Genomic DNA, 24,105 nt, shown 5'->3' with positions numbered 1-24,105 from the left:
TCTCAGTGGCGGCCCAGGGCGGGCCGGGGGCCGGTCCTGGCGGGGGTGCTGCGCTGCGAGGGGTCGGGCACCAGCACCGCCACGCTCAGACGCTCGTCGGGAAACAGGCGCTGCGCCACCGACCGGACCTGCTCGGCCGTGACGCCGCGCAGGGCCTCCATCAGGCGCGCCGCGCTGCCGGGGCCGAGCCCGTGGACCCACCAGGTGCCCAGCTCCTGCGCCTGGTTGTAGACCGAGTCGAGCTTGTAGATCTCGCCCGCCGACCACTGGGTCTTGACCCGCTGCAGTTCGGCTTCGCTCACGCCGTCCCGGGCGATCCGGCCCAGCTCGGCGCGCAGCGCCTTCTCGACCTCGGCCACGGCCACACCGGCCGCTGGCACCGCGGTCAGTGTGAACTGCGCGGGCCCGCGCCCCAGCGCACCGTAGCCGGCCCCGGCGCTGTCGGCAAGCCGGGTGCCCGCGGCGCCCTGCACCAGCGCGCGGTCGAGCCGGGCGCCGCTGTAACCGTCGAGCAGCGCGGACAGCACGATCAGCGCCAGCGCATCCCGAGACTCGTCATCGCGGGCGCCGGGGTCTTTCAGGCGCGGCATGGGCCAGGCCATGGCCAGCATCGCCTGCTCGGTCGCGGCGCGGTATTCCATGCGCCGTTGACCGCTCTGCGGCGGTTCCTCGCGCGGCTTGCGTTCGGGCAGCGCACGGGCCGGAATGCGGCCGTAGATGGACTCCGCCAGCGCATGCACCGCGTCAGGCTCCACATCGCCCGCCACCACCACCGCCGCGTTGCCCGGCACATACCACCGGCGGTGGAAGTCCCGTACGTCCTGCGGTGTCATCGCGACCAGATCGCTCATCCAGCCCACCACCGGCCGGCGGTAGGGGTGCGCCTGCAGCGCCATCGCGCCGAAGGCTTCGAACATGCGGGCGCGCGGCGATTCCTCGGTGCGCTGGCGCCGCTCCTCCTTGACCACCTCGATCTCGCGCCGGAACTCGTCGTCGCTCCAGCGGTTGTTCTCGAAGCGGTCGGCTTCCAGCCTCATCACCGCTTCCAGGTGCCGCGCCGGCACCTGCTGGTGGTAGGCGGTGGCGTCGCGGCTGGTGAAGGCATTCTCGCGCCCACCCAGCGCCGCCACTCGGCGGGAGAACTCGCCCGGCGCCAGGCTGGGCGTGCCCTTGAACATCATGTGCTCCAGCACATGGGCCACGCCCGAGGTGCCGTCGACCTCGTCCATCGACCCCACGCGCACCCAGAGCATGTGCACCACGGTGGGCGCGCGCCGGTCGGGCTGCACGAGCAAGGTCATGCCGTTGGAAAGGGTGTAGGTCCGGGCGGTTTCGGTGGCGGACGCGGCTGCGGACCAGAGCATGGCCAGCACCACCAGCCCCCGCATCAGGGAGGAGAAAGCTCGTTTCATAGAATCCTGTGGATTCCAAAGATTGAAACATGTTCTCGTTCTTCAGAAAAAAACCGCCTGCGCCCCCACCGGTCCCTGAACCGGTCCCCGCCGCCGCGCCCGCCCCGTCGGCACCGGTCGCTGCGCCGGCCACGCTGCCGGCCGTCGTCAGCCCGCCGGCTGCTCCCGCAGCGCCGCCCGAGCGCAAGGGCTGGCTCGACAAGCTCAAGGCCGGCCTGCGCAAGACCGGCTCCAGCATCGCCACCGTCTTCACCGGCACGCAGATCGACGACGCGCTCTATGAAGAGCTGGAGGCGGCGCTGCTGATGGCCGACACCGGCGTCAAGGCCACCGAGCACCTGCTGGCCGACCTGAAGAAGCGCGTCAAGGAGAGCAAGACCACCGATCCGGCGGCCGTCAAGGGCCTGCTGGCCGACGCCATCGCCGACCTGCTGGCGCCGCTGCAGAAGCCGCTGGTGATCGGCGAGCACAAGCCGACTGTGATCATGGTCGCGGGCGTCAACGGCGCCGGCAAGACCACCTCCATCGGCAAGCTCACGCGCCATCTGGCGAACGAAGGCGCCAGCGTGCTGCTGGCCGCTGCCGACACCTTCCGCGCCGCGGCCCGCGAGCAGCTGGCCGTCTGGGCCGACCGCAACACGGTGGAGATCGTGACGCAGGAAGGCGGCGACCCGGCCGCCGTGAGCTTCGACGCCGTGAGCGCCGGCAAGGCGCGCGGCCGCGACGTGGTGCTGGTGGACACGGCCGGCCGCCTGCCGACGCAGCTGCACCTGATGGAAGAGCTCCGGAAGATCAAGCGCGTGGTGCAGAAGGCCGACGGCACGGCGCCGCACGAGGTGCTGCTCGTCATCGACGGCAACACCGGCCAGAACGCGCTGACGCAGGTCAAGGCCTTCGACGAGGCGCTGCAACTCACCGGCCTGGTCATCACCAAACTCGACGGCACGGCCAAGGGCGGCGTGGTCTGCGCCATCGCGCGCGAGCGGCCGGTGCCGATCTACTTCATCGGCGTCGGTGAAAAGCTCGAAGACCTGGAAACCTTCAACGCACGCGAGTTTGCGCAGGCGCTGTTGAACTGAGGGATGTGACTCCCGCGCTCCGCCGCTGCGCAGGTCGCTACTCTTCTTCTGTGTAGCCGCGCCACTGCTTCATCGCGTGGCGCATCGTCAGCATCTGGCGTTCGAACGTGGGGCAGGCCTTGCACACCATCAGATGCAGGCGCAGCCCGACGCGGTCTGCCCACGGCAGCTGGCGGTCTTCACGGGCCACCATCAGTGCGGTGGCTTCCTTGCAGGTGCGGCGAAACGGGTAAGCGGCCTTCATGTCGTGTGTGCTCGTCCAAACCAGTTCAGTTCCAGGCACTCCCGCAAGCGCAGGCGGGCCCGGTGGAGCTGGACATAGAGATTGGTCGGCGTCAGCCCCAGTTCCTTACAGATCTCGTCGCTGGAGAGCTCCAGCCATTCGCGCATCAGGAACAGACGCCCCTGCACCGGCGGCAGTTTTTCGGTGCAGGCGTTGAGCACGGCCATGAACTGGCGGCTGCCCAGCGACTGCTCGGGATCGCCCCAGTCGGCGGGCATCTGGGCGTGATGGCCATCGGCCTTGAAGGCCATGAGCTCCAGCGGATCGGTGCTGTCGTCGTCAGAGCCGCTGTCCAGCGTCACCTCGCGCTGACGCTGGCGCAGGATGTCGATGATCTTGTGCTTGAGGATGCCGACCAGCCAGGTGCGCATCTGGGAACGGCCCTCGAAGGACTGCGGCCGGGCCAGCGCGGCCAGCACGGTCTCGGAGACGGCGTCTTCGGCCCAGGCGTCGTTGCGCAGCTGCAGGCGCGCGAAGCGCAGCAGGTAGGCCCGGCACTCGGCCACCTGGGTCGTGAAATCGGGCGGGTTCTGGGTCATGGGCATTCGGCGATTCGCTGCGAGTGTAAAGACCCGGCCAACGGAGGACCGAGGATTTTTTTTGTGCGGCGTGTAAGAACCCTCCCCATTGGCTGACTGACGCTCAACCGGTGAACATCGCCCCGCGACGCGCACCGGTTGACTCTCAACCCCCACCTCATTCAGGAGAAAACCGATGAACCAGCGCCAGATGATCACCACCGCCGCCGCTTCGCTGATGAGCCTTGCCATGCTCACCAGCCCCGCCATGGCCCAGGACGCCGCCAAGGAAAAATGCTTCGGCATCGCCAAGGCCGGGCAGAACGACTGCGCCAACCTCTCCGGCTCGCACTCCTGCGCAGGCCAGTCCAAGGTCGACAACGACAAGGGCGAATGGAAGTACGTCGCTGCGGGCACCTGCAAGACCATGGGCGGCATGTCGATGGACGACGCCAAGATGGGCATGAAGAAGTCCTGATCCGCGGCCAACCCTCGCACAAGAAAGCCCGCCACCATGACCGCACACGCTCATCGGCCTCATGCCGCAGCGCCCGAGGTCGGCATCGGTTGGCGGCACCCCCATTACGCAGCGCTGCTGGAACAGCGGCCTGCCCTCGGCTTCATCGAAGTCCATTCGGAGAACTTCTTCGCCCCCGGCGGCGCGGCCCTGGCCGTGCTGCGCGAAGGGCGCGCGCACTGCCCGGTGAGCCTGCACGGCGTCGGCCTGTCGCTCGGGTCGGCGCAGGGCATCGACACCGCGCACCTGGACCAGTTGGCGCGGCTCGTGCAGGCCATCGACCCGGTGCGGGTCAGCGACCACGCCAGCTTCGCGCGCGGTGCGGTGGTGCACGCGGCCGACCTGCTGCCCGTGCCGATGAGCCGCGCGGCGCTGGACGCCATGTGCGCCAACGTCCAGCGCGTGCAGGACCGCCTGCACCGCCCCATCGCGGTGGAAAACCTCTCGGCCTATGTGCAGTGGCGCGAGGCCGATATGGACGAACCCGAATTCCTCAACGCGCTCGCGCGGCGCAGCGGCTGCGGCCTGCTGGTCGACGTGAACAACATTTTTGTCAACGCCCTCAATGGCCAGTTGCGTGGCGAACACGGCGACCCGCTGGGCGCGTGCCGGCGCTGGCTGGACGCCATCGCGCCGGACCACGTGGCGGAGATCCACCTTGCCGGCCACCGGCACTGCGGCGACATCGTGATCGACGACCACGGCAGCCGCGTCGGCGAGCGGGTCTGGGCGCTGTACCGCCACGCCGTCGGCCGCTTCGGCGCCGTGCCGACGCTGATCGAGTGGGACACGGACATCCCGGACCTGTCCGTGCTGCTGGACGAAGCCGACCGCGCCCGCGAAGCCGCGGCGCAGGTGCTGGCCCCGGCCACCGACACACAGGCGGTCGCCGCATGAACGCCCGAGACACCGCCACGCTGGCGCAGCAACAGCAGCTTCTGCTGGACGCCCTGTTCGCGCGGCCGGGCGATGGCCGGCTCGCCGCCGACGCGCGCCTGACCGCCCTGCTCGACACGCGGCACGCCCAGTCCGCACGGGGGCTCGTGGCCTACCGCAGCAACGGCCATGCGATGGCCGAACGCGCGCTGCGCGCCGCCTACCCGGTGATCGCCGCCATGCTCGGCAACCCCAGCTTCGAGCTGCTCGCGCGAGACCTCTGGCACACGCACCCGCCCCGCGGGGGCGACCTCGCGCAGTGGGGCGACGCGCTGCCTGGCTTCCTGCAGGCGAACGACCAGCTGTCCGACGTGCCCTACCTGGGCGAAGTGGCGCGCGCCGAGTGGGCACTGCACCGCGCCGGCAGCGCCGCCGACGCCGAGCCCGATCTGCCCAGCTTCGCGCGGCTGGCCAGCGAAGACCCACACGGCCTCACGCTCAGTCTCAGCCCCGGCACCACGGTGATCGGCAGCCGCTTTCCGGTCGCCAGCCTGGTCACCGCGCACCTGTTTGGCGACCCCAGCCTGGCCGAGGCGGCGCAGCGGCTGCGCGACGGGATTGGCGAACCCGCCCTGGTGTGGCGCCAGGGCCTGCGCCCGCGCATCGCCGCCATCGATCCTTCGGCGGCCGCGCTGGTGCAGGCGCTGCAGGCCGGCGCCGACCTGGCCGGCGCGCTGGATGCGGCCTGCGCCGCCGACACCGAACCGCCGGCCTTCGACTTTTCGGCCTGGCTCACCGCCACTGTCACCGACGGGCTGGTCATCGGCGTGCAGCGCCTGACCGACCCCGCCCCTCACCTGGAGATGACCCCATGAACACGAGCCTGCTGCAGCGCGGCCTGAGCCTCTGGAACGCGTTGACCACCGCTCTCGACGGCGCCCAGCCGCTGGCCGCGCTGGCGGCACGGGCCTACCTCGCCCAGGTGTTTTTCCTGTCCGGCCTGACCAAGCTACGCGACTGGGACACCACCCTGCTGCTGTTCACCGAGGAATACCGCGTGCCGCTGCTCTCGCCCGGTGTCGCGGCGGTCATGGGCACCGCGGGTGAACTGGTGCTGCCAGCGATGCTGCTGCTCGGGCTGGCCGGGCGCTTTGCCGCGCTGGGCCTGAGCGTGGTCAACGTGGTGGCGGTGCTCAGCCTCAGCGAGATCGCGCCGGCTGCGCTGCAGCAGCACATCACCTGGGGCGTGCTGCTGGCCGCGCTCGCGTTGTATGGCGTGGGCCACTGGTCGGTGGACTGCGCCTGGCTCAAGCCCCGGGTGAACGGCTGGCTGACACCGCAGGCCAGCAGGTAAGCTCACGCAGCGGTGCATGCCGCGCAACCCCGCCGCCCCGGAGACCCTGCTTGTCGACACTGTCCACCCCTCCTGCCCACCCCCTGCGCCGTCACCATGCTGGATAAGGCTGTCCAGCAGGCCCTGCGCCCGGCCTTCGGCCGTGCCGGCGCCGCCCTGGTTCGGCTGGGTGTGGGGGCCGACGCGGTCACGCTGACCGGTTTCGTCACTGGTATGGCGGCCGCGCTGGCCGTCGGTGGGCGGCAGTTCGTGGCCGGCCTGGTGCTGCTGCTGCTCTCGCGCCTGCTCGACGGTCTGGACGGTGCGGTGGCGCGCGCCTCGGTCCCCACCGACCGCGGCGGCTTTCTGGACATCACGCTGGACTTCCTGTTCTACGCCGCGATCCCGCTGGGCTTCGCGTTCGCCGACCCCGCGGCCAACGCCCTGCCCGCCGCCGTGCTGCTGGCCAGCTTCATCGGCACCGGCAGCAGCTTCCTGGCCTTCGCCGCACTCGCGGAGAAGCGCGGCCTCACCGACACCGCCCTGCCGGGCAAGAGCTTCTACTTTCTCGGCGGTCTGACCGAAGCCACCGAGACCATCGCCGCCTTCGCCGCCATGTGCCTGTGGCCGCAGTGGTTCGGCCCCATCGCCTACGGTTTCGCCGCGCTGTGCGCCATCACCACCGCGCTGCGCATCGGCTGGGGCTGGCAGCGGCTGCGCGATGGCGCCTGAGGAGAAGACCCCATGAACCTGCGCAAACTCGCTCTCCTGGTGGCCGTGCTGGTCGGCATCTCGGCCTTTTTCGTGTTCGACCTCGGCCGCTTCTTCAGCCTCGACTTTCTCCAGCAGAGCCAGGCGCGTTTCGCCGAACTGCGTGCGCAGCAGCCGCTGGCGCTGGCTGCGGGCTACTTCCTGCTCTATGTGGCCGTCACCGCGCTCTCGCTGCCCGGCGCCACCATCGTCACGCTGGCGGGCGGCGCCATCTTCGGTCTGGGCTGGGGTCTTCTGCTGGTGTCGTTCGCCTCCAGCATCGGCGCCACGCTGGCCTTCCTGACCGCGCGCTTCCTGCTGCGCGACAGCGTGCAGGGCCGCTTCGGCCAGCGTCTGGCCGAGGTGGACAAGGGCATACAGAAGGACGGCGCCTTCTACCTGTTCACCCTGCGGCTGATCCCGGTCGTGCCCTTCTTCGTCATCAACCTGCTGATGGGTCTGACCAAGATGAAGGCCTGGACCTTCTACTGGGTCAGCCAGATCGGCATGCTGGCCGGCACTGCCGTTTATGTGAACGCGGGCACGCAGCTGGGACAGCTCACATCGCTGCAGGGCATCGTGAGTCCTGGCCTGCTGGGCAGCTTCGTGCTGCTGGGCCTGTTCCCGCTGATCGCGCGCAAGATCGTCGAGGCGGTGCAGAAGCGCAAGGTCTACGCGAAGTGGGCCGGCGTGCGGCCGAAGACCTTCGACCGCAACCTGATCGTGATCGGCGCGGGCGCGGGTGGTCTGGTCTCGGCCTACATCGCCGCCGCGGTCAAGGCCAAGGTGACGCTGGTCGAGGCGCACAAGATGGGCGGCGACTGCCTGAACTACGGCTGCGTGCCGAGCAAGGCGCTGATCAGGAGTGCCAAGCTGGCGCACCAGATGCGCCACGCCTCGAACTACGGCCTGAGCGACGCAGCACCCACGTTCAGCTTCAAGGCCGTGATGCAGCGCATCCACGACGTGATCGCCGCCATCGAGCCGCACGACAGCGTGGAGCGCTACACCGGCCTGGGCGTGGAGGTGCTGCAGGGCTACGCGAAGCTGGTGAACCCGTGGACGGTGGAGATCGCGCTCAACAGCGGCGGCACACAGCGGCTCACCGCGCGCAGCATCGTCATCGCGGCCGGCGCGCGGCCCTTCGTGCCGCCGCTGCCGGGGCTGGACGAGGTCGGTTATGTCACCAGCGACACGCTGTGGGATCAATTCGCGAAGCTCGACGAGATGCCCAGGCGACTGGTGGTGCTGGGCGGCGGTCCCATCGGCTGCGAACTGGCGCAGAGCTTCGCGCGCCTGGGTTCGCAGGTGACGCAGGTGGAGATGGCGCCGCGCGTCATGATCCGCGAAGACGAAGAGGTGTCGGCGCTCGCCAAGGCCTCGCTCGAAGCCGACGGCGTGGCCGTGCTCACCGGCCACCAGGCGCTGCGCTGCGAGGTGGTGGACGGCGAGAAGACGCTGGTGGTGGAACACGGCGGCGCTGAGAAACGCATCGCCTTCGACCAGCTGCTCTGCGCCGTCGGCCGCGTGGCGCGGCTCACCGGCTACGGCCTGGAAGAGCTGGGTATCCCGACCAATCGCACGGTCGAGACCAACGAGTACCTGCAGACCATCTACCCCAACATCTACGCCGCCGGCGACGTGGCCGGGCCGTTCCAGTTCACCCACGTGGCCGCACACCAGGCCTGGTACGCGGCGGTGAACGCGCTGTTCGGCGACTTCAAGAAGTTCAAGGCCGACTACTCGGTCATCCCCTGGGCCACCTTCATCGACCCCGAGGTGGCGCGCGTGGGCCTGAACGAGCAGGAAGCGAAGGAAAGGAAAATTCCCTACGAGGTCACGAAGTACGGCATCGACGACCTGGACCGCGCCATTGCCGACAGCGAGGCCCACGGCTTCGTCAAGGTGCTGACCGTGCCGGGCAAGGACCAGATCCTGGGTGTGACCATCGTCGGCACACACGCGGGTGACCTGCTGGCCGAGTACGTGCTGGCCATGAAGCACGGCCTGGGCCTGAACAAGATCCTGGGGACCATCCACACCTACCCCACGCTGGCCGAGGCCAACAAGTACGCGGCGGGCGAATGGAAGCGCGCCCACCAGCCGTACGCGCTGCTGGCCTGGGTGAAGCGCTACCACGACTGGAAGCGGACATGAGCACCCGGACCACCGCCACCCTCATCGCGGCACTGGCCTTCACGCTGGCGGGTGCGCAGGCGCAGACGCTGCCGCCGCTGACCCAGCCCGACGGCGCCCTCCACCCCGGCTGGCGCTACGTGGGCTTTCCCCAGCAGAAGGCCCCGATCCCGCCCACGCTCATCGAGGCCGGCCAGGTCGACGGCCAGCCTGCGGTGAAAGTGGTCACCGTGTCGTCCTACGGCAGCCTGGTGCACGACCTGAAGGACGCGCCGCCCGCGCGCTTGCAGTGGCGCTGGCGGCTGGACCAGCCGCTCTCGGGCGGCAAGGCCTCGCCCGACCTGACCACCAAGGCCGGCGACGACGCGGCGCTCAAGGTCTGCGCCATGTTCGATCACCCGCTGGAGCGCGTGCCCTTCGTCGAACGCACCGTACTGCGCATCGCGCGCAGCGTCAGCGGCGAGGCCCTGCCCGCCGCCACGGTCTGCTACGTGTGGGACAGCGGTCGCGCCGCCGGCCTGCAGGGCGCCAACCCCTATTCACGGCGCGTGCGCTACATCAGCCTGCGCGGCAGCGAGACCGCGGTGGGCCAGTGGGTCGCGGAGAACCGCGATCTCGCGCAGGACTTCGTCACCCTGTTCGGCGACGAACTGCCACAGGGCGCGCAGACGCCGCGCGGCGAGCTGCCCAGGGTCGCCACCGTACTGATCGGCGCCGACAGCGACAACACCGCCAGCCGCAGCAGCGGCTGGGTAACCGACCTGCGCTGGGGCGCCGCCGGGCCCTGATGTCACACCCCGTAACATCGGGGCCCATGCACCACGGAATCAAGAAGCTGCTGCTGCTCGGCGGCGGACACGCCCATGTCCATGTCCTGTCGCGCCTGGCGCAGCAGCGGCCGGCCGATCTGGACATCACGGTCGTCACGCCCTACCCGTACCAGACCTACAGCGGCATGGTGCCGGGCCTGGTGGCGGGCCACTACAGCGAGACCGACTGCCAGATTCCGCTGGAGCCGCTGATCCGCGCCGCGGGGGCCAAGTGGGTGCGTGCGCGCTGCAGCGGCATCGACGCGGCCGGCCGACGGGCGCGCCTGAGCCCGGCCGGCAAGAGCCGCTCGCAGGACGATATCCTGCCGCCCGACCTGCCCTACCACCTGCTGTCCATCGACACCGGCCCGGTGATCGACCGCCAGCGGCTCGAAGAACAGATCCCCGGCGCGGCGGACAACGCGCTGATCGTGCGACCGATCGAGGTCTTCGCCACGCTCTGGCCCCAGGTGGTGGAACAGGCGCAGGAGCGCGCGCTGTCGGTCGCGGTGATCGGCGCGGGCGCGGCCGGGCTGGAGCTGCTGTTTGCAGCCGAGCAGTGCCTGCGCACCCGCGGGGCGGCCGGCGCCCGCTTCACCCTCATCACCGGCGGCGTGGAACCCGCGGCCAGCTACCCCGCAGGCCTGCAGGCGCGCGTGCTGCGCCGGCTCAAGCGGCTGAACATCACCGTGCTGCGCGACACCTGTGTCGGCCTGGCGCCGGGCGTGGTGAAGCTGGGCAGCGGCTCCGAGCTGGCCTGCGACGTGCCGCTGCTTGCCATCGGCGCCCACGCACCGGCCTGGCTGCAGGGCAGCGGCCTGGCGCTCAGCGAATCGGGGCATGTGCTGGTCAATGAGTTCCAGCAGAGCACCAGCCACCCCGAGGTGTTCGCCGCGGGCGACGTGTGCGCCCGCACCGACCGACCGCACCCCAGGAACGGTGTCTACGCGGTGCGCGCGGGCCCGCCGCTGGCGGACAACCTGCTCGCGGCCCACGAAGGCCAGCCACTCAAGCCCCACCACCCGCCCGCGAACACGCTGAACCTGATCTCATGCGGCGCCGGCCACGCCATCGCCAGCTGGGGGCCGCTGCACGCCGAGGGCGGCTGGGTGTGGCGCTGGAAAGACCACATCGACCGCGCCTTCATGGCCCGATACACCCTGCCCACGGCATGAACACCACACCCGACCGCAGTGCCTGGCAGGTCTTCCTGATCTTTCTGCGCCTCGGGCTCACCAGCTTCGGCGGCCCGGTGGCGCACCTGGGCTACTTCCGCCACGAGTTCGTCGAACGCCGCCGCTGGCTCAGCGAGGCCGCCTACGCCGACCTGGTCGCGCTCTGCCAGTTCCTGCCCGGCCCGGCCAGCAGCCAGGTGGGCCTGGCGCTGGGCCTCTCGCGCGCCGGCTACGCAGGCGCCTTCGCCGCCTGGGCCGGCTTCACCCTGCCCTCGGCCCTGGCCCTGATCGCGCTGGCGCTGGGCGTGGCGCAGGCCGGCGACGCGCTGGGCAGCGGCGCGGGCGCGGGCCTGCTGCACGGCCTGAAGGTGGTGGCGGTCGCCGTGGTGGCGCAGGCCGTCTGGGGCATGGCGCGCAGCCTCTGCCCGGACACACCGCGCCGCGCGCTCATGCTGGGTGCCGCCGCGGTCCTCATCGCCTGGCCCGGCACGGCCTTGCAGCTGCTGGTCATCGGCGTCGCCGCCGTCATCGGCCTGGCCGCGATGCGTCCGCCATCCGACACCGCCCACGAGCCCTTGCATGTGCCCGTCGGCCGGCGGGCGGGCGCGCTGTGGCTGCTGCTGTTCGCCGCGCTGCTGGTGGGCCTGCCGCTGCTGACCGCAGCCCTGCCCTCGCAGGCCCTGGCCGTGGTCGACGCCTTTTACCGCGCGGGTGCGCTGGTGTTCGGCGGCGGCCATGTGGTGCTGCCGCTGCTGCAGGCCAGTGTGGTGCCCAGCGGCTGGGTCGGCAACGACGCCTTCCTGGCCGGTTACGGCGCGGCGCAGGCCGTGCCAGGCCCGCTGTTCACCTTCGCGGCCTTCCTGGGTGCCAGCATGCAGAGCGACCCCTCCGGCTGGGCCGGCGGACTGCTGGCGCTGGCGGCCATCTTCGCGCCGGCCTTCCTGCTGGTGGTGGGTGCGCTGCCATTCTGGGAACGCCTGCGCGCCCAGCCCCGCGTGCGCGCCGCGCTCATGGGCATCAACGCCGCCGTGGTCGGCCTGCTGCTGGCCGCGCTGTGGAACCCGGTCATCACCAGCGGCATCCGCGGGATGGGCGACGCGCTGCTGGCGGCAGTGGCGCTGCTGGCGTTGATGAAATGGAAATGGCCGCCGTGGGCGGTGGTGGCGGGGTGTGCCACCATCGGGTGGGCCATGGCGGCCTGATCACGCGAAGGACATGAGATGAAACTCGGCTACACCATCACCTACGTCCCCGACGTCGCGGCCTCGCTGGCGTTCTTCGAGCAGGCCTTCGGACTGAAGCGCCGCTTCCTGCACGAGAGCGGCACCTATGGCGAACTGGACACCGGCGAGACCACGCTGGCCTTCGCCGCGCACGAGCTGGGCGACATGAACTTCGCCGGTGGCCACGTGCACGCCGACACTTCGGCCCAGCCGCTGGGCTTCGAGATCGCGCTGGTCACGGACGATGTGCCGGCCGCGCACGCCCGGGCCGTGGCGGCCGGCGCGCGCGAGATGGCGCCGCCGTCGCAGAAGCCCTGGGGGCAGGTGGTGTCCTATGTGCGCTGCCCGGACGGCATTCTGGTGGAGTTGTGCACGCCGGTCGGCGGGTGACCGGCCTCAGGGCTTGACCAGGTGCCAGATGCCGCGGAAGCCGTCGCCCCTGTGGTCGCCCGGCTGCTTGTCGTTGGCCGAGTGGTACAGCGGCCGGCCCTTGTAGGCCCACTGCAGGGTGCCGTCGTCGCGGGTCATCAGGGTGAAGTCGTCGAAGGCCTTGGCGCCGTCCTTGGCGAGCATCGGTGGCCAGGTGATGGTGCAGGGCCCGGTGCACAGGATCTTTCCCGGTGCGGTCAGTTCGTTGTCCCAGACGTAGAGGCTCATGCCTTTTTCGTCCGTGAGGATGCCGTTGGTTGTCTTGGGCTGGGCGGCGGCGACGCTGGCACAGGCCAGCAGGAGCAGTGCGACCAAGGTTTTGAAGGTGGTGTGCGGGTGGTTCATGGAGATGTCTCCGGTGGGGTGGGAATTTCCACTCTAGGCGCCTGCCCAGCGTCCGCTTTGACCCCCGTCAAGAGGATGCGTCACACGCGCACTGGCACGGCTCTTGTATGGTCCCTGCACCGCCGTCCGGCGGCCCACACCGGGAGCCCACCATGCCGCAGCAAGTCACCGTGCCCCTCACCTGGCAGCTGGCACCGACCAGCCTGACCCAGCCCATCCTGCCCAACTGGCAGTTCCACCTGTTCAACGTGAACCTCGGCGCCTCGTCCAACCCGGCGGTCGAGCAGGCGGCGCTGGCCCGAGTGGGCAGCTACGGCCGCCAGATCGGTCACCTGGCCGAGGCGCTGGAGCTGGTCGTCCGGCGCTTGAAGCTGCTGGAGAGCAAGGACCTGACGCCCGAAGAGAAGGACGTGCTCCAGGTGTTCCTGGGCGACGTGTCAACCATCCGGCAGATCAAGGCGTCCGTGTCGCCGTCCTGAACGGACCCGGCGCCGGTCAGCAACCCATCTGGTCGGCCAGGTGCAGCAGGTCTCTCGCGTGCAGGGTGTTGGCCGCGACCGGTGACACGTCCTTGATGTGCGCCGCGCCGAACTCCAGCGGGCGCTCGATGTAGGCGGTCATCAGGCCGCAGTTGCGCGCCGCGGCCAGGTCCTCGTGGTGGGCAGCGACCATCATCACCTCGCCGGGTGCGGCCTCGAACACGTCGGCCGCGCCGAGGTAGACGCGCGGGTCGGGCTTGTAGGCGCGGAACACCTCGGCGCTGAGCACGCAGTCCCAGGGCAGGCCGGCCGCCTTGGCCATGTCGGTGAGCAGGCCCAGGTTGCCGTTGGACAGGCTGCAGATGGTGAAGCGCGACTTCAGGCGCGTGAGCCCGGCCACGCTGTCGGGCCAGGCGGCGAGCCGGTGCCAGACGCGGTTGAGGTCGGCGCGTTCGGCCTCGCCCAGGTGCGCCAGACCGAAGCGCGGCAGCAGGCCGTCGAGGATTTCGCGGTGCAGCACATCAAGCTTGACGAAGCCACGCCCGCCCGAGCGCACCGCCTCCATCGCCGGCTGGTAGCCCGCGCGCCAGGCGAGCGCGAAGGCGTCGGCGTCGACCTGCGGAAAACGCTGGCCCAGCTCGCGCACGATGGAACCGTGCCAGTCGACGACGGTGCCGAAGATGTCGAAAACGAGAATGCGTGGTGGTTTCATCAGGTACACCGCCGGGTTGGGATGCTCGCCGGGCGGGTCAGCGCACCCGCAGGCGCACGCCGTCGGCCTGCGCGGCCACGATCTCGCCGACCTCGGCCGCAGCGTCGAAGCCGTGCCGGCGGAACACGGCCAGCACCTCGTCGACGGCGTCGGCCGAGCAGGCCACCAGCAGGCCGCCGCTGGTCTGCGGGTCGGTCAGCAGGGCCTGGTCCACCGGCTGCAGGTCGGCGGCCAGCCGCACCTCGCGGCCGTAGGCCGCCCAGTTGCGGTCGCTGGCACCGGTCACCATGCCCTGCGCGGCCAGGTCGCGCACGCCGCCGATCAGGGGCACGCGGGCCATGTCGAGCGTCACCGTGGTGTCCGAGCCGCGCGCCATTTCCAGCGCGTGGCCGGCCAGGCCGAAGCCGGTCACGTCGGTCAGCGCGTGCACGCCGGAGATGGCGGCGAGATCCGGGCCGGGGGTGTTGAGCTTGGTGGTGTTGGCGATCATCTGCGCATAGCCGTCGGCGCTGAGCGCGTCTTTCTTCAGCGCGGCCGAAAGCACGCCCACGCCCAGCGGCTTGCCCAGCACCAGGTGGTCACCCACTTTCGCGTCGGCGTTGCGCTTGACGCGCTTGGGGTGCACGAGGCCGAGTGCGACCAGGCCGTAGATCGGTTCGACCGAGTCGATGGTGTGGCCGCCGGCGATGGGGATGCCCGCCGCGGTGCAGACCGCGCGCCCGCCTTCCAGGATCTTGCCGATGGTGTCGGTGGACAACACGCTGATCGGCATGCCCACCAGGGCCAGCGCCATGATGGGCGTGCCGCCCATGGCGTAGACGTCGCTGATGGCGTTGGTGGCGGCGATGCGGCCGAAGTCGAACGGGTCGTCGACGATGGGCATGAAGAAATCGGTGGTGGCGATCAGCGCCTGCTCGTCGTTGAGCTGGTAGACGGCAGCGTCGTCTGCGGTCTCGATGCCCACCAGCAACTCTTTCGGAATGGGCATGGCGCTGGTGCCCTTGAGGATTTCGCTGAGCACACCGGGCGCGATCTTGCAGCCGCAGCCGCCACCGTGCGAGAGGCTGGTCAGGCGGGGCTGGGTGTGGGCGGGCGTGGACGGGGCGTTCATTCGGGGTCTCCGTGGGTTGGGACAAATCGATCCAGCGGGCCAGGCCGGCCGGACTCAGCGCGGCCCGGCCAGTGCCTGCAACAGGGCGGCCCGTTCGGCGGCCGGCTCGAACAGCGGCGCTCTGGCCGAACATTGTGCGTGCAGGGCGGCCAGGGCACCGCCGGTCCCAGCGATGTCCTTGCGGCATTCGCGCAGCCGCGCCACCAAGGCCGCCGCATCGCCCACCGGAAAGTACCCGCCGTAGTCCGGCCCCAGCATGCCCAGGTTGCCATCCATCTGCGAGGCCAGCACCGGCGTGCCGCTGAGCGCGGCTTCCATGATCACGTGGGCGCCGCCTTCCATGCGGCTGGGGTGCACCAGCAGGTGGGCGCGCTGGATGCGGCGGCGCACGGCCTCGTGCGGCAGGCCGCCGAGCCAGCGGTAGTGCGGGCAAGCCGTGGCCGTGGCGCGCGCCAGATCACCCAGTGCAGGGTCGAGTGCGTCGCCGATGTGGTCGATCAGGATGCCTTCGTCGGGCGCCAGCAGCCGCGCGGCCTCGAACACGGTCTGCGGCGATTTTTCCTCGCGCAGGTGTCCCACCACCACCACCCGCAGATGCCGGCGCGTCTTGACCAGGGTCTGGCGGCGCGTGCTCGACTGGAACACCACATGGCACTTGCCGCGGTGGGCCTCGGGCAGGGCCAGCGGTGCCCGCTCCTGCAACACGATGAGGCGGTGCGCCAGCACCAGCGAGCGCTGCGCGCTGGCGTCGGTCCGGATGTCGCGGTAGAGGTCGGTGCCGGTGAGCGCGAGCACCAGCGGCCGGTCGGGATGGGCCTGGGCCCAGGCGGCCACGCTGTCGGCCGAGCGCCGCGCGTGCAGCGCCAGCAGCAGGTCGGTACCGTTGTCGGCCATGCGGTCATCGGGCCACGCTTTCACCACGCGAACCTCATAATGGCCCGCAAGCAAACGCGCCCAGCGGTGCGCGGTCTGCCAGTTGCCGTTGTTGGCATCGGCCAGCGCAGGCGTCACGAGACACAGGGAGGGTTTTTTCATGGCGGAACCACAGAGCTCAGCGATTGTGTCCGAAGCAGAAGCCCTGCGCTGCGGCGACAAGGCCGTGCTGGCGCAGGCACTGCAGGACGCGCGCAAACGCAGCCTGGCGCTGTTCGACGCCTACCTCGCTGCGCTCGGCCCCGGGCTGCGCGTGCCCTGCACGCCCGAGCTCAACCCGCCGCTCTGGGAGCTGGGCCACATCGGCTGGTTCGCCGACTGGTGGCTGGCGCGGAACCCGCAGCGCGACCGCGGCGTGGCGGCCGATCCGAAGGCGCCACGCGCACCCGCACGCCAGGCCGCCCGGGGCGTCGATGCGGACGCGCTCTACCACTCCAGCGAGGTGCCGCACGACCGCCGCTGGCAACTGCCGCTGCCCGATGCCGACGCGGTGCGCGCCGACCTCGCAGCCAGCCTGGCCGACGCGCTGGCACTGCTGGACGAGGCGCCCGAGAACGACGACGGCCTGTACTTCTTCCGGCTCGCGCTGTTCCACGAAGACATGCACGCCGAGGCCGCGATGCACATGGCGCAGACGCTGGGCTTCGATCCCGGGGTCCGGCTGCCGCAGGTCGGTCGCGCTGCGCACCGCACCCGTTCGCTGGGCGTCGATGCCACCACCTGGACGCAGGGCCGCAGCGGCCCGGGCTTCACCTTCGACAACGAGCTCGGCGCACACCCGGTGCCCGTCGGCGCTTTCGAAATCGACGCGCAGCCGGTGAGCTGGGCGCAGTTCCTGCCCTTTGTCGAAAACGGTTCGTATGCGCAGCGCCGCTTCTGGAGCGCGCCGGGCTGGATCTGGCGCCTCTCGGGCGAACGGCAGGCACCGCGCCACCTGCGCCAGACACCCCAGGGCTGGGAACAGCAGCGCTTTGGCCAATGGGAGGCGCTGGACCTGTCCGCACCGGCCCGCCATCTCAGCGCCTTCGAAGCGCAGGCCTGGTGTGCCTGGGCGGGGCGGCGGCTGCCGACCGAGGCCGAGTGGGAGCTGGCGTCGCAGCAGCCCGGCTTCCGATGGGGCGAGGTCTGGGAATGGACCGCCAGCCCTTTCGCGCCTTTCCCCGGTTTCACGCCCCACCCCTACGTGGACTACTCGCAGCCCTGGTTCGACGGCCGGCCGGTGCTCAAAGGCGCCAGTGCCTTCACCGTGCCGCGCATGCGCCACCCCCAGTACCGCAACTACTTCACGCCCGAACGCAACGACATCGTGGCCGGGTTCCGCTCGGTCGCCATGGCGTGAGCGCCGCGACGCTCATGCCGCAGGCGCCCAGAACACGCTGAACCAGCCGCGCTCGTCAGTCCAGTGCGTGGCGGGGCCGAAGCCGGCCTCGCGCAGCAGGGCCTCGAAGGCCCCGGGCGTCCATTTGTAGGAGTTCTCGGTGTGCAGGCGCTCGCCATCGGCAAAGCGGCGCTCGCCGCTGGGCCAGCGCACGGTCTGTGCGCCGTCCGAGGCCAGGTGCATCTCGATGCGCGAGGCGGCCTCGTCGTAGAAGGCCACGTGGCGCCAGCGCGCGGGCGCAAAGTCGCTGCCCAGCAGGGTGTTGACGTTCAGCAGCAGGTTGCGGTTGAACGCCGCCGTGACGCCCAGCGCATCGTCGTAGGCGGGTTCCAGCACCGCCTTGTCCTTCACCCGGTCCACGCCGATGAGAATGCCGCCGCCCGGCCCGCCGGCCGCGCACAGCGCATGCGCCTGGCGCAGCAGGGCCAGCGATTCGCCGGGATTGAAGTTGCCGATGCTGGAGCCGGGGTAGAACACGCAGCGCGGCGCCGCCGCCAGGTCGTGCCGCTCCAGCCAGTCGGCCGCGGCCGGCGGCAGCGCCAGGCGCGCCGAGAAATCCATGCCCAGGCCCAGCATGGGCACATGACGATGCCGCTGCTGCAGTTCGCCAACAGCGTCCTGCAGGTAGTCCACCGAAATGTCCACCGCCACATAGGCCCCCGGCCGAAGCACCGGAAACAGGCGCGCGGCCTTGGCGCAGTTGCCCGCGCCCAGGTCGACCAGCACCGCGTGCGGGGGCACCCGCTGCGCCATGGCGGCGCCGTGGGCCGCGAAAATCGCCGCCTCGGTGCGGGTGGGGTAGTACTCGGCCAGCTCGGTGATGGCGTCGAACAGGCGCGAGCCCAGCGCGTCGTAGAAGAACTTGGGTGCCGCGCGCGGCGGCTCGGCCAGCAGGCCCGCGGCCAGCTCGGCGCGCAGGGCCGCGTCGTTGTTCTTGTGGATCTGCACGAACTCGGGCATGGCCCGCTTTATAAACCGCCCCCGCAGCGGTGCAAACCCTCTGGCGCCGGGTTCTAATACCTCCCCCTATCCCCCTTCACCGGATACCCCATGAACCGCAACATCTCCCGCACCCGCCGCGCACTCTTGACCTGCGCTGTGCTCGCCACCACCGCCCTCGCCCCGCTGGCCCACGCGCAGCAGACCGTGTTCCGCGTCACCGCGATCCCCGACGAGTCGCCCACCGAGCTGGCGCGCAAGGCCGCGCCGCTGATGAAGTACCTCGAAGCCAAGCTCGGCATGAAGGTCGAGTTCACGCCCGTGACCGACTACGCCGCCTCCGTGGAGGCGCTGGTGAACAAGAAGGTCGACCTGGCCTGGTTCGGCGGCTTCACCTTCGTGCAGGCCAGCGTGCGCTCCGGCGGCAAGGTGATCCCGCTGGTGCAGCGCGAGGAAGACGAGAAGTTCAAGTCGGTCTTCATCACCAGCGACCCCGCCATCAAGGCCCTGGCCGACCTCAAGGGCAAGGACGTGTCCTTCGGTTCGCAAAGCTCCACCAGCGGCCACCTGATGCCGCGCAGCTTCCTGCTGCAGGCCGGACTGAACCCCGAGAAGGATTTCAGGCGCGTGGCCTTCAGCGGCGCGCACGACGCGACGATTGCCGCCGTGGCCTCGGGCAAGGTGCAGGCCGGTGCGCTGAACATCTCGGTGTGGGACAAGTTCGTGGCCGACAAGAAGGTCGACACCGAGAAGGTCAAGGTCTTCTACACCACCCCGCCCTACTACGACTACAACTGGACGGTGCACGCCGACATGCCCGCCGCCACGCGCCAGAAGCTGGCCGACGCCTTCCTGTCGCTGAGCAAGGCCACGCCCGAGGGCAAAGAGATTCTGGAACTGCAGCGCGCCACCAAGTTCGTGCCGACCAAGGCCGAGAACTACAAAGGCATCGAAGCCGCCGCGCGCAGCGCCGAGCTGCTCTGACCGGCTGATCAACACCTGATCGCGTGAAGATCGAACTCAACGCGGCCAGCGCCCGCCACCCGGCGGCGCGGCCCGGTGCGGCCCCGGCCATCCGCGGGCTGGAACTGCAGGTGGCGGCCGGCGAGCACGTGGCGGTGATCGGACCCAGCGGCGCTGGCAAGACCACGCTGCTGCAGCTGCTGGCCTGCGCGCTGCCGCCCGGCGCCGGCGGGCTGCAGCTGGACGGCCAGTCGCCCTGGCAGCTGCCGCGCGCCGAGCTGCAGCGCCTGCGCGGGCGCCTGTTCCTGGCGCCGCAGGTGCCACCGCTGCCGCCGCGCCAGCGCGTGGTCACCGCCGTGCTGGCCGGCCGCCTGCCAGCCATGGGCACCTGGCAGAGCCTGCGTTCGCTGTTCTACCCGGCGGACATTCCCGCCGCGTTCGAGGCACTGGACCGCTTCGACCTGGCGGACAAGCTGTTCGAGCGCGTCGACCGACTCTCGGGCGGCGAGCGCCAGCGCGTGGGCCTGGCGCGTGCGCTGCTCTCGCCCGCTTCGCTCTGGCTGATCGACGAGCCGCTGTCCGCCCTGGACCCGACCCGCGCCAGCCAGGCCATCGACACGCTGCTGACGGCCGCGCGCGAGCGCGGCGCGACCCTGGTCGCCACGCTGCACCAGGTGGACGTCGCGCTGGCGCATTTCCCGCGCATCGTCGGCCTGCGCGACGGCGCCATCGCCTTCGACCTGCCGGCCGCGCAGGTGGGCCGCGAGCGCCTGGCCGCGCTGTACGCGCAGCACGAGCACGAGCTGACCGGCCCGGCGCCTTCGCTGGAAGACGTGGCGTCTGTGGCGCCGCAACCCGTGGTGATGCACTGCCGCTGACACCATGACCACCGCCGCCCTGCCCGCGCACACCGCGCCCACGCGCGACCCGGCCTGGCTGCCGCGCCTGTTCTGGGCCGGCGCCTGCCTCGTGCTCCTCTGGCCGCTGCTGGTCGCCACCGAGTTCCGGCCCTGGGTGATGTTCGAGAAACAGAGCCTCAAGGTCAGCGGACAGTTCATCGCCAGCTTCTTCCCGCCCGCGCACTCGGCCGAGTTCCTCACCATGGTGCTGAAGGAGACCTGGCGCACCGTGGCCATGGCCACCGCGGGCGTGGCCCTGGCGCTGCTGATCGCGGTGCCGCTGGCGCTGCTGTCGACACGGGTGCTGTCGGTCTCGGCGCTGTCGGGCCGCATGGCGCGCGGGCCGTTCTGGCTGCGCCAGCTCGCGCGCTGGCTGCTGATCGTGCTGCGCAGCATCCCGGAACTGGTCTGGGCGCTGGTGTTCGTGCGCGTCGTCGGCCTGGGCCCCACGGCCGGCGTGCTGGCGATTGCGCTCACCTACGGCGGCATGCTGGGCAAGGTCTACGGCGAAATCCTGGAAAGCGGCGAGACCCACGCCACCGAGGCCCTGCTGCGCAACGGCGCGGGCCGCCTGCAGGCCTTCTTCTACGGACTGCTGCCCGCCAGCGCGGCCGAACTCACCAGCTACACCGTCTACCGCTGGGAGTGCGCCATCCGTTCCTCGGTCATCCTGGGCTTCGTCGGTGCGGGTGGCCTGGGCCAGCAGATGGACAACTCGATGAAGATGTTCAACGGCGGCGAGGTCGCGACCATGCTGCTGGTGTTCATGGCCCTGGTCGCGCTCGCCGACCGGGTCAGTGCGTGGCTCAGAAAGGTGCTCGGATGAAGCAGCCCCGCGCCGCCAACGAGGTCTACCGGCTGCCGCCGCCGATCTTCGACGCGCGCTGCAAGGCCTGCTGGTTCACTGTCGGCCTGCTGATGCTGGTGGTCGCCAGCTTCTGGTCGCTGGACCTGCAGTGGGCGCAGTTTTTCTCGGCCGAGGCGGCGGCCAGCATGGGCCGCTTCGTGGGCGAGTTCTTTCCGCCCGACACCTCGCCGGCCTTCCTGCACAAGGTCGCCGTGGCTGCCTGGGAAACGCTGGCCATGTCGGCCGTGGGCACGCTGCTGGCCGCCATCGCCGGGCTCGCGCTGGCCCTGCCGGCCGCGCGGCTGCACGCGGGCGACGCGGCGCGGACCCGCGCCCCCACACGCCTGCTGCTCAACGCGCTGCGCAGCGTGCCCGAGCTGGTCTGGGCCGCGCTGCTGCTGATCTCGGCCGGCCTCGGCCCGCTGGCCGGCACGCTGGCGCTGGCGCTGCACACTTCCGGTGTGCTCGGCCGCCTGTTCGCCGAGGCGGTGGAGAACGCGCCGCCCGGCCCGGCCGAGGCGCTGCGCGCGCAGGGCGTGGGCCACGGCCGCGTGTTCCTCTACGCCACGCTGCCGCAGGTGCTGCCGCAGCTGATGAGCTACACGCTCTACCGCTGGGAGAACAACATCCGCGCCGCGGCCGTGCTGGGCGTGGTCGGCGCGGGCGGCCTGGGCCAGCTGCTGGCCTTCCACATGGGACTGTTCCACATGCCCAAGACCGCCACCGTGCTGGGCGCGATGCTGCTGCTGGTGGCCATCGTCGACGCCGCCAGCCTGGGCGCGCGGCGCTGGATGACGCGGTGAACCCATGAGCGCACACGCACCGTCGGCCCCCACCCCGCTGTCGGCGCTGCAGCGCCGCTTCCACGCCGTGCGCGACCAGTCCCTGGCGCTGGCCGCGCCACTGTCCGAGGCCGACTGCCAGGTGCAGTCCATGCCCGACGCCAGCCCCACCAAGTGGCATCTGGCGCACACCACCTGGTTCTTCGAGACCTTCATCCTCGAACGCGCCGAGCCCGGCTTCCAGCCCTTCGACCCGGCCTACCGCGTGCTGTTCAACAGCTACTACCAGGGCGTGGGCGACCAGCACCCGCGGCCCCAGCGTGGCCTCATCACGCGGCCGGGCATGGCCGAGGTGCGTGCCTACCGCGCACAGGTCGACGCTCGCATCGCCCGGCTGTTCGCGCAGGGCCTGGCGCCCGAGATGGTCACGCTGGTCGAGCTGGGCCTGCAGCACGAGCAGCAGCACCAGGAGCTGCTGCTCACCGATATCAAGCACCTGCTCTCGTGCAACCCGACCGACCCGGTCTACCACCCGCCTCGGTTGCCGGCCCCGGCGGTGCCGCAGCCCCTGCGCTGGTGCGCGTTCGAGGGCGGCGTCGGCGAGATCGGTCACGGTGGCGAGGGCTTCGCCTTCGACAACGAAAGCCCGCGCCACGCCGTGCTGCTGCGCCCGTTTGCACTGGCGGACCGGCTGGTGACGCAGGGCGAGTGGCGGGCCTTCATGGACGACGGCGGCTACAGCGACCCGCGCTGGTGGATGGCCGCCGGCTGGGACTGGCTGCGCGCCCAGCGCATCGCGGCGCCGCTGTACTGGCACAAGAACGAGGAAGCGGGCAGCGATCCCGCGCCACAAGACGGCTGGACCGCCTTCACCCTGCACGGCCGCGTGCCCATCGACCCGCACGCGCCCGTGGTCCACATCAGCTGGTTCGAGGCCGACGCCTACGCGCGCTGGTGTGCCGCGCAGCAGGGCGCACCGGTCCGGCTGCCCACCGAGGCCGAGTGGGAACACGCGGCCTGCAGCCTGGGTGGGCACTGGGCCGACGGTGGCAACTTCCAGGACAGCGGTGCCCTGCACCCCATGCCGCTCGCGCACGGCGCGGACAACGAACCGGGTCTGCAGCAGATGGGCGGCGACGTGTGGGAATGGACCGCCAGCGCCTACCTGCCCTACCCCGGCTACCGGCCCTGGGCCGGCGCGGTGGGCGAATACAACGGCAAGTTCATGGTCAACCAGATGGTGCTGCGCGGCGGGTCGTGCGCCACACCGCGCGACCACATCCGCGCCAGCTACCGCAACTTCTTCCCGACCGAGGCGCGCTGGCAGTTCAGCGGCCTGCGCCTGGCGCAGGACCTCTGAGCCACCGCACCGGAGCCGGTGCCGCGCGCAGCACGGGGCTGCGGGCGGACCTGGTCGGGCCTTACCAAGGCGTGGTACCCCCCGGCTCGACGAACACCCCGTTCTCTTCACCCGCCAGGGCGTACTGCACCGGCAGCCTCGCGCCTTCGGCCGGGGTCATGGTGCCGTAGCCGGTCAGATCGGTCTTGACGAAACCCGGGCTGACCGAGTTGACGACGATGGGCGTGCTGCGCAACGCCTCCCGGAGCTGCACGGTCAGCATGTTCAGCGCCGCCTTGGAGGCGTTGTAGCCGATGTATTGCGCCGCGTAGTAGGTCGACGACGGGTCGCCGTTGAGCGTGAGCGAGCCGAGCGAACTCGACAGGTTCACAACACGCGCCGCCGGGGCGTCCCGCAGCAGCGGCAGCATCGCCTGAGTCACCGCCAGGGCACCGAAGAAGTTGGTATCGAACACCCGGCGCACGGCGTCCATCGAGGCCTTGCCGGGCGGGCCATCGGTCGGGTCGAAGATGCCGGCGTTGTTGACCAGGATGTCCAGCCTGCCGTGCTCATGCCGGATCTGCAACGCGGCGGCGCCGATGCTCGCTCCGTCGGTGACATCCAGCCTCAGGGCCTGGGCGGCCAGTCCCTGACGGGCCAGATCTGCGACGGCTGCGCGACCGCGGTCGTCGTCCCTGGCGCCGATGAGGACGTGGACGCCGGCCTGAGCCAGTTGCCGGGCGATTTCAAATCCGATGCCCTTGTTCGCGCCGGTGACGAGTGCGATGCGTTGGGTGGTCATGCAGAAAGTCCTTTCAGAGAAAATGCAACGCCGGCA

Annotated in this window: 27 protein-coding genes; 18 read left to right on the top strand and 9 right to left on the bottom strand. The window is 70.7% G+C overall.

The window, feature by feature from the left end:
• Nucleotides 1-2 precede the first annotated feature (2 nt).
• On the bottom strand, nucleotides 3-1,412 hold the full coding sequence (locus tag HPF_RS06510) for a M16 family metallopeptidase (RefSeq protein WP_133156109.1): 1,410 nt from the start codon (nucleotides 1,410-1,412) through the stop codon (nucleotides 3-5).
• A gap of 29 nt (nucleotides 1,413-1,441) precedes the next feature.
• On the opposite strand from HPF_RS06510, the gene ftsY reads away from it, so the two are divergent.
• Nucleotides 1,442-2,491, top strand: coding sequence for a signal recognition particle-docking protein FtsY (ftsY, locus tag HPF_RS06505; protein WP_066149528.1), 1,050 nt, complete (start codon nucleotides 1,442-1,444; stop codon nucleotides 2,489-2,491).
• 37 nt (nucleotides 2,492-2,528) lie between these two features.
• On the opposite strand, the gene HPF_RS06500 is transcribed toward ftsY, so the two are convergent.
• The gene (locus HPF_RS06500; RefSeq protein ID WP_066149526.1) at nucleotides 2,529-2,735 is read right to left on the bottom strand and encodes a zf-HC2 domain-containing protein; all 207 of its coding nucleotides are present in this window, start codon (nucleotides 2,733-2,735) and stop codon (nucleotides 2,529-2,531) included.
• The gene (locus HPF_RS06495; protein ID WP_424955188.1) at nucleotides 2,732-3,319 is read right to left on the bottom strand and encodes a sigma-70 family RNA polymerase sigma factor; all 588 of its coding nucleotides are present in this window, start codon (nucleotides 3,317-3,319) and stop codon (nucleotides 2,732-2,734) included. Before HPF_RS06495 ends, HPF_RS06500 begins: the two co-directional genes overlap by 4 nt.
• Nucleotides 3,320-3,488: 169 nt before the next feature.
• Here HPF_RS06495 and HPF_RS06490 point away from each other — a divergent pair, with 169 nt between their 5' ends.
• From HPF_RS06490 to HPF_RS06445, 10 genes are all read left to right on the top strand, one after another.
• Nucleotides 3,489-3,770 carry a BufA1 family periplasmic bufferin-type metallophore gene (locus tag HPF_RS06490; RefSeq protein ID WP_066149521.1) on the top strand — a complete coding sequence of 94 codons (282 nt, stop codon included), beginning with the start codon at nucleotides 3,489-3,491 and terminating at the stop codon, nucleotides 3,768-3,770.
• 36 nt (nucleotides 3,771-3,806) lie between these two features.
• A complete protein-coding gene (gene bufB, locus HPF_RS06485; RefSeq protein ID WP_133156108.1) occupies nucleotides 3,807-4,706 on the top strand; it encodes an MNIO family bufferin maturase in 900 nt (299 codons plus the stop codon).
• Entirely contained in the window at nucleotides 4,703-5,560 is an 858-nt protein-coding gene (locus HPF_RS06480; RefSeq protein WP_133156107.1) for an HvfC/BufC family peptide modification chaperone, read from the top strand. Before bufB ends, HPF_RS06480 begins: the two co-directional genes overlap by 4 nt.
• Nucleotides 5,557-6,039 (top strand): DoxX family protein, encoded by a 483-nt coding sequence (locus HPF_RS06475; protein ID WP_066149511.1) that lies wholly within the window; start codon nucleotides 5,557-5,559, stop codon nucleotides 6,037-6,039. Before HPF_RS06480 ends, HPF_RS06475 begins: the two co-directional genes overlap by 4 nt.
• Nucleotides 6,040-6,135: 96 nt before the next feature.
• Entirely contained in the window at nucleotides 6,136-6,750 is a 615-nt protein-coding gene (locus tag HPF_RS06470; protein ID WP_133156106.1) for a CDP-alcohol phosphatidyltransferase family protein, read from the top strand.
• A gap of 12 nt (nucleotides 6,751-6,762) precedes the next feature.
• Nucleotides 6,763-8,925 carry an FAD-dependent oxidoreductase gene (locus HPF_RS06465; protein ID WP_207959317.1) on the top strand — a complete coding sequence of 721 codons (2,163 nt, stop codon included), beginning with the start codon at nucleotides 6,763-6,765 and terminating at the stop codon, nucleotides 8,923-8,925.
• Nucleotides 8,922-9,692 (top strand): DUF3047 domain-containing protein, encoded by a 771-nt coding sequence (locus HPF_RS06460; RefSeq protein WP_133156105.1) that lies wholly within the window; start codon nucleotides 8,922-8,924, stop codon nucleotides 9,690-9,692. Before HPF_RS06465 ends, HPF_RS06460 begins: the two co-directional genes overlap by 4 nt.
• Before the next feature lie 26 nt (nucleotides 9,693-9,718).
• Nucleotides 9,719-10,888 carry an FAD-dependent oxidoreductase gene (locus HPF_RS06455; RefSeq protein ID WP_243721690.1) on the top strand — a complete coding sequence of 390 codons (1,170 nt, stop codon included), beginning with the start codon at nucleotides 9,719-9,721 and terminating at the stop codon, nucleotides 10,886-10,888.
• Nucleotides 10,885-12,090 carry a chromate efflux transporter gene (chrA, locus tag HPF_RS06450; protein ID WP_133156104.1) on the top strand — a complete coding sequence of 402 codons (1,206 nt, stop codon included), beginning with the start codon at nucleotides 10,885-10,887 and terminating at the stop codon, nucleotides 12,088-12,090. The genes HPF_RS06455 and chrA overlap by 4 nt, the downstream gene beginning before the upstream one ends.
• Before the next feature lie 18 nt (nucleotides 12,091-12,108).
• The gene (locus tag HPF_RS06445; RefSeq protein ID WP_066149496.1) at nucleotides 12,109-12,501 is read left to right on the top strand and encodes a VOC family protein; all 393 of its coding nucleotides are present in this window, start codon (nucleotides 12,109-12,111) and stop codon (nucleotides 12,499-12,501) included.
• Nucleotides 12,502-12,507: 6 nt separating this feature from the next.
• Here the strand turns inward: HPF_RS06445 and HPF_RS06440 are convergent, their stop codons facing one another.
• Nucleotides 12,508-12,885 (bottom strand): COG4315 family predicted lipoprotein, encoded by a 378-nt coding sequence (locus HPF_RS06440; RefSeq protein ID WP_133156103.1) that lies wholly within the window; start codon nucleotides 12,883-12,885, stop codon nucleotides 12,508-12,510.
• A gap of 152 nt (nucleotides 12,886-13,037) precedes the next feature.
• Between HPF_RS06440 and HPF_RS06435 the strand changes: the two genes are divergently transcribed.
• On the top strand, nucleotides 13,038-13,364 hold the full coding sequence (locus tag HPF_RS06435; RefSeq protein WP_079367069.1) for a hypothetical protein: 327 nt from the start codon (nucleotides 13,038-13,040) through the stop codon (nucleotides 13,362-13,364).
• A 16-nt stretch (nucleotides 13,365-13,380) separates the two neighbouring features.
• Here HPF_RS06435 and HPF_RS06430 read toward each other — a convergent pair whose 3' ends face one another.
• Genes HPF_RS06430 through senB form a run of 3 tightly spaced genes read right to left on the bottom strand, consistent with a single transcriptional unit; the run spans nucleotide 13,381 to nucleotide 16,222 of the window.
• Nucleotides 13,381-14,076 (bottom strand): haloacid dehalogenase type II, encoded by a 696-nt coding sequence (locus HPF_RS06430; protein ID WP_133156102.1) that lies wholly within the window; start codon nucleotides 14,074-14,076, stop codon nucleotides 13,381-13,383.
• A 37-nt stretch (nucleotides 14,077-14,113) separates the two neighbouring features.
• Nucleotides 14,114-15,187 carry a selenide, water dikinase SelD gene (gene selD / locus HPF_RS06425; RefSeq protein WP_133156101.1) on the bottom strand — a complete coding sequence of 358 codons (1,074 nt, stop codon included), beginning with the start codon at nucleotides 15,185-15,187 and terminating at the stop codon, nucleotides 14,114-14,116.
• Between the two features lie 54 nt (nucleotides 15,188-15,241).
• On the bottom strand, nucleotides 15,242-16,222 hold the full coding sequence (gene senB, locus HPF_RS06420; RefSeq protein ID WP_133156100.1) for a selenoneine biosynthesis selenosugar synthase SenB: 981 nt from the start codon (nucleotides 16,220-16,222) through the stop codon (nucleotides 15,242-15,244).
• Between senB and senA the strand changes: the two genes are divergently transcribed.
• Nucleotides 16,221-17,459: a selenoneine synthase SenA gene (senA, locus tag HPF_RS06415; protein ID WP_133156099.1), complete on the top strand. Its 1,239-nt coding sequence runs from the start codon at nucleotides 16,221-16,223 to the stop codon at nucleotides 17,457-17,459. The two genes, senB and senA, sit on opposite strands and share 2 nt — an antisense overlap.
• A gap of 12 nt (nucleotides 17,460-17,471) precedes the next feature.
• On the opposite strand, the gene egtD is transcribed toward senA, so the two are convergent.
• On the bottom strand, nucleotides 17,472-18,458 hold the full coding sequence (egtD, locus tag HPF_RS06410; protein ID WP_133156098.1) for an L-histidine N(alpha)-methyltransferase: 987 nt from the start codon (nucleotides 18,456-18,458) through the stop codon (nucleotides 17,472-17,474).
• 90 nt (nucleotides 18,459-18,548) lie between these two features.
• Between egtD and HPF_RS06405 the strand changes: the two genes are divergently transcribed.
• The 5 genes from HPF_RS06405 to egtB are packed head-to-tail and all read left to right on the top strand — an operon-like array spanning nucleotide 18,549 to nucleotide 23,288.
• A complete protein-coding gene (locus HPF_RS06405) occupies nucleotides 18,549-19,421 on the top strand; it encodes a putative selenate ABC transporter substrate-binding protein (protein ID WP_133156097.1) in 873 nt (290 codons plus the stop codon).
• Between the two features lie 23 nt (nucleotides 19,422-19,444).
• Nucleotides 19,445-20,278: a phosphonate ABC transporter ATP-binding protein gene (locus tag HPF_RS06400; protein ID WP_133156096.1), complete on the top strand. Its 834-nt coding sequence runs from the start codon at nucleotides 19,445-19,447 to the stop codon at nucleotides 20,276-20,278.
• A 4-nt stretch (nucleotides 20,279-20,282) separates the two neighbouring features.
• On the top strand, nucleotides 20,283-21,125 hold the full coding sequence (locus tag HPF_RS06395; RefSeq protein WP_133156095.1) for a PhnE/PtxC family ABC transporter permease: 843 nt from the start codon (nucleotides 20,283-20,285) through the stop codon (nucleotides 21,123-21,125).
• Complete coding sequence (gene phnE / locus HPF_RS06390) at nucleotides 21,122-21,949, top strand: phosphonate ABC transporter, permease protein PhnE (protein ID WP_133156094.1); 828 nt, start codon at nucleotides 21,122-21,124, stop codon at nucleotides 21,947-21,949. Before HPF_RS06395 ends, phnE begins: the two co-directional genes overlap by 4 nt.
• A 4-nt stretch (nucleotides 21,950-21,953) precedes the next feature.
• Nucleotides 21,954-23,288, top strand: coding sequence for an ergothioneine biosynthesis protein EgtB (gene egtB, locus HPF_RS06385; protein ID WP_133156093.1), 1,335 nt, complete (start codon nucleotides 21,954-21,956; stop codon nucleotides 23,286-23,288).
• 61 nt (nucleotides 23,289-23,349) lie between these two features.
• On the opposite strand, the gene HPF_RS06380 is transcribed toward egtB, so the two are convergent.
• Complete coding sequence (locus tag HPF_RS06380) at nucleotides 23,350-24,069, bottom strand: SDR family oxidoreductase (RefSeq protein WP_133156092.1); 720 nt, start codon at nucleotides 24,067-24,069, stop codon at nucleotides 23,350-23,352.
• Nucleotides 24,070-24,105: the final 36 nt, after the last annotated feature.

Source organism: Hydrogenophaga pseudoflava (assembly GCF_004353865.1).
Taxonomy (GTDB): domain Bacteria; phylum Pseudomonadota; class Gammaproteobacteria; order Burkholderiales; family Burkholderiaceae_C; genus Hydrogenophaga; species Hydrogenophaga pseudoflava.
Note: the sequence above shows the minus strand (reverse complement) of the source record. Positions and strands in the feature narration are given on the sequence as shown.

What these genes read in the sequence shown, in the direction of transcription:
- HPF_RS06460 (WP_133156105.1), top strand. Translation starts at nt 8,922, where the DNA reads ATGAGCACCCGGACCACCGCCACCCTCATCGCGGCACTGGCCTTCACG.
- bufB (WP_133156108.1), top strand. Translation starts at nt 3,807, where the DNA reads ATGACCGCACACGCTCATCGGCCTCATGCCGCAGCGCCCGAGGTCGGC.
- HPF_RS06395 (WP_133156095.1), top strand. Translation starts at nt 20,283, where the DNA reads ATGACCACCGCCGCCCTGCCCGCGCACACCGCGCCCACGCGCGACCCG.
- HPF_RS06465 (WP_207959317.1), top strand. Translation starts at nt 6,763, where the DNA reads ATGAACCTGCGCAAACTCGCTCTCCTGGTGGCCGTGCTGGTCGGCATC.
- senA (WP_133156099.1), top strand. Translation starts at nt 16,221, where the DNA reads ATGGCGGAACCACAGAGCTCAGCGATTGTGTCCGAAGCAGAAGCCCTG.
- ftsY (WP_066149528.1), top strand. Translation starts at nt 1,442, where the DNA reads ATGTTCTCGTTCTTCAGAAAAAAACCGCCTGCGCCCCCACCGGTCCCT.
- HPF_RS06445 (WP_066149496.1), top strand. Translation starts at nt 12,109, where the DNA reads ATGAAACTCGGCTACACCATCACCTACGTCCCCGACGTCGCGGCCTCG.
- HPF_RS06490 (WP_066149521.1), top strand. Translation starts at nt 3,489, where the DNA reads ATGAACCAGCGCCAGATGATCACCACCGCCGCCGCTTCGCTGATGAGC.
- HPF_RS06430 (WP_133156102.1), bottom strand. Translation starts at nt 14,076, where the DNA reads ATGAAACCACCACGCATTCTCGTTTTCGACATCTTCGGCACCGTCGTC.
- HPF_RS06405 (WP_133156097.1), top strand. Translation starts at nt 18,549, where the DNA reads ATGAACCGCAACATCTCCCGCACCCGCCGCGCACTCTTGACCTGCGCT.
- selD (WP_133156101.1), bottom strand. Translation starts at nt 15,187, where the DNA reads ATGAACGCCCCGTCCACGCCCGCCCACACCCAGCCCCGCCTGACCAGC.
- HPF_RS06380 (WP_133156092.1), bottom strand. Translation starts at nt 24,069, where the DNA reads ATGACCACCCAACGCATCGCACTCGTCACCGGCGCGAACAAGGGCATC.
- HPF_RS06455 (WP_243721690.1), top strand. Translation starts at nt 9,719, where the DNA reads ATGCACCACGGAATCAAGAAGCTGCTGCTGCTCGGCGGCGGACACGCC.
- HPF_RS06440 (WP_133156103.1), bottom strand. Translation starts at nt 12,885, where the DNA reads ATGAACCACCCGCACACCACCTTCAAAACCTTGGTCGCACTGCTCCTG.
- chrA (WP_133156104.1), top strand. Translation starts at nt 10,885, where the DNA reads ATGAACACCACACCCGACCGCAGTGCCTGGCAGGTCTTCCTGATCTTT.
- HPF_RS06470 (WP_133156106.1), top strand. Translation starts at nt 6,136, where the DNA reads ATGCTGGATAAGGCTGTCCAGCAGGCCCTGCGCCCGGCCTTCGGCCGT.
- HPF_RS06435 (WP_079367069.1), top strand. Translation starts at nt 13,038, where the DNA reads ATGCCGCAGCAAGTCACCGTGCCCCTCACCTGGCAGCTGGCACCGACC.
- HPF_RS06500 (WP_066149526.1), bottom strand. Translation starts at nt 2,735, where the DNA reads ATGAAGGCCGCTTACCCGTTTCGCCGCACCTGCAAGGAAGCCACCGCA.
- HPF_RS06475 (WP_066149511.1), top strand. Translation starts at nt 5,557, where the DNA reads ATGAACACGAGCCTGCTGCAGCGCGGCCTGAGCCTCTGGAACGCGTTG.
- HPF_RS06510 (WP_133156109.1), bottom strand. Translation starts at nt 1,412, where the DNA reads ATGAAACGAGCTTTCTCCTCCCTGATGCGGGGGCTGGTGGTGCTGGCC.
- HPF_RS06480 (WP_133156107.1), top strand. Translation starts at nt 4,703, where the DNA reads ATGAACGCCCGAGACACCGCCACGCTGGCGCAGCAACAGCAGCTTCTG.
- egtD (WP_133156098.1), bottom strand. Translation starts at nt 18,458, where the DNA reads ATGCCCGAGTTCGTGCAGATCCACAAGAACAACGACGCGGCCCTGCGC.
- HPF_RS06495 (WP_424955188.1), bottom strand. Translation starts at nt 3,319, where the DNA reads ATGCCCATGACCCAGAACCCGCCCGATTTCACGACCCAGGTGGCCGAG.
- phnE (WP_133156094.1), top strand. Translation starts at nt 21,122, where the DNA reads ATGAAGCAGCCCCGCGCCGCCAACGAGGTCTACCGGCTGCCGCCGCCG.
- senB (WP_133156100.1), bottom strand. Translation starts at nt 16,222, where the DNA reads ATGAAAAAACCCTCCCTGTGTCTCGTGACGCCTGCGCTGGCCGATGCC.
- egtB (WP_133156093.1), top strand. Translation starts at nt 21,954, where the DNA reads ATGAGCGCACACGCACCGTCGGCCCCCACCCCGCTGTCGGCGCTGCAG.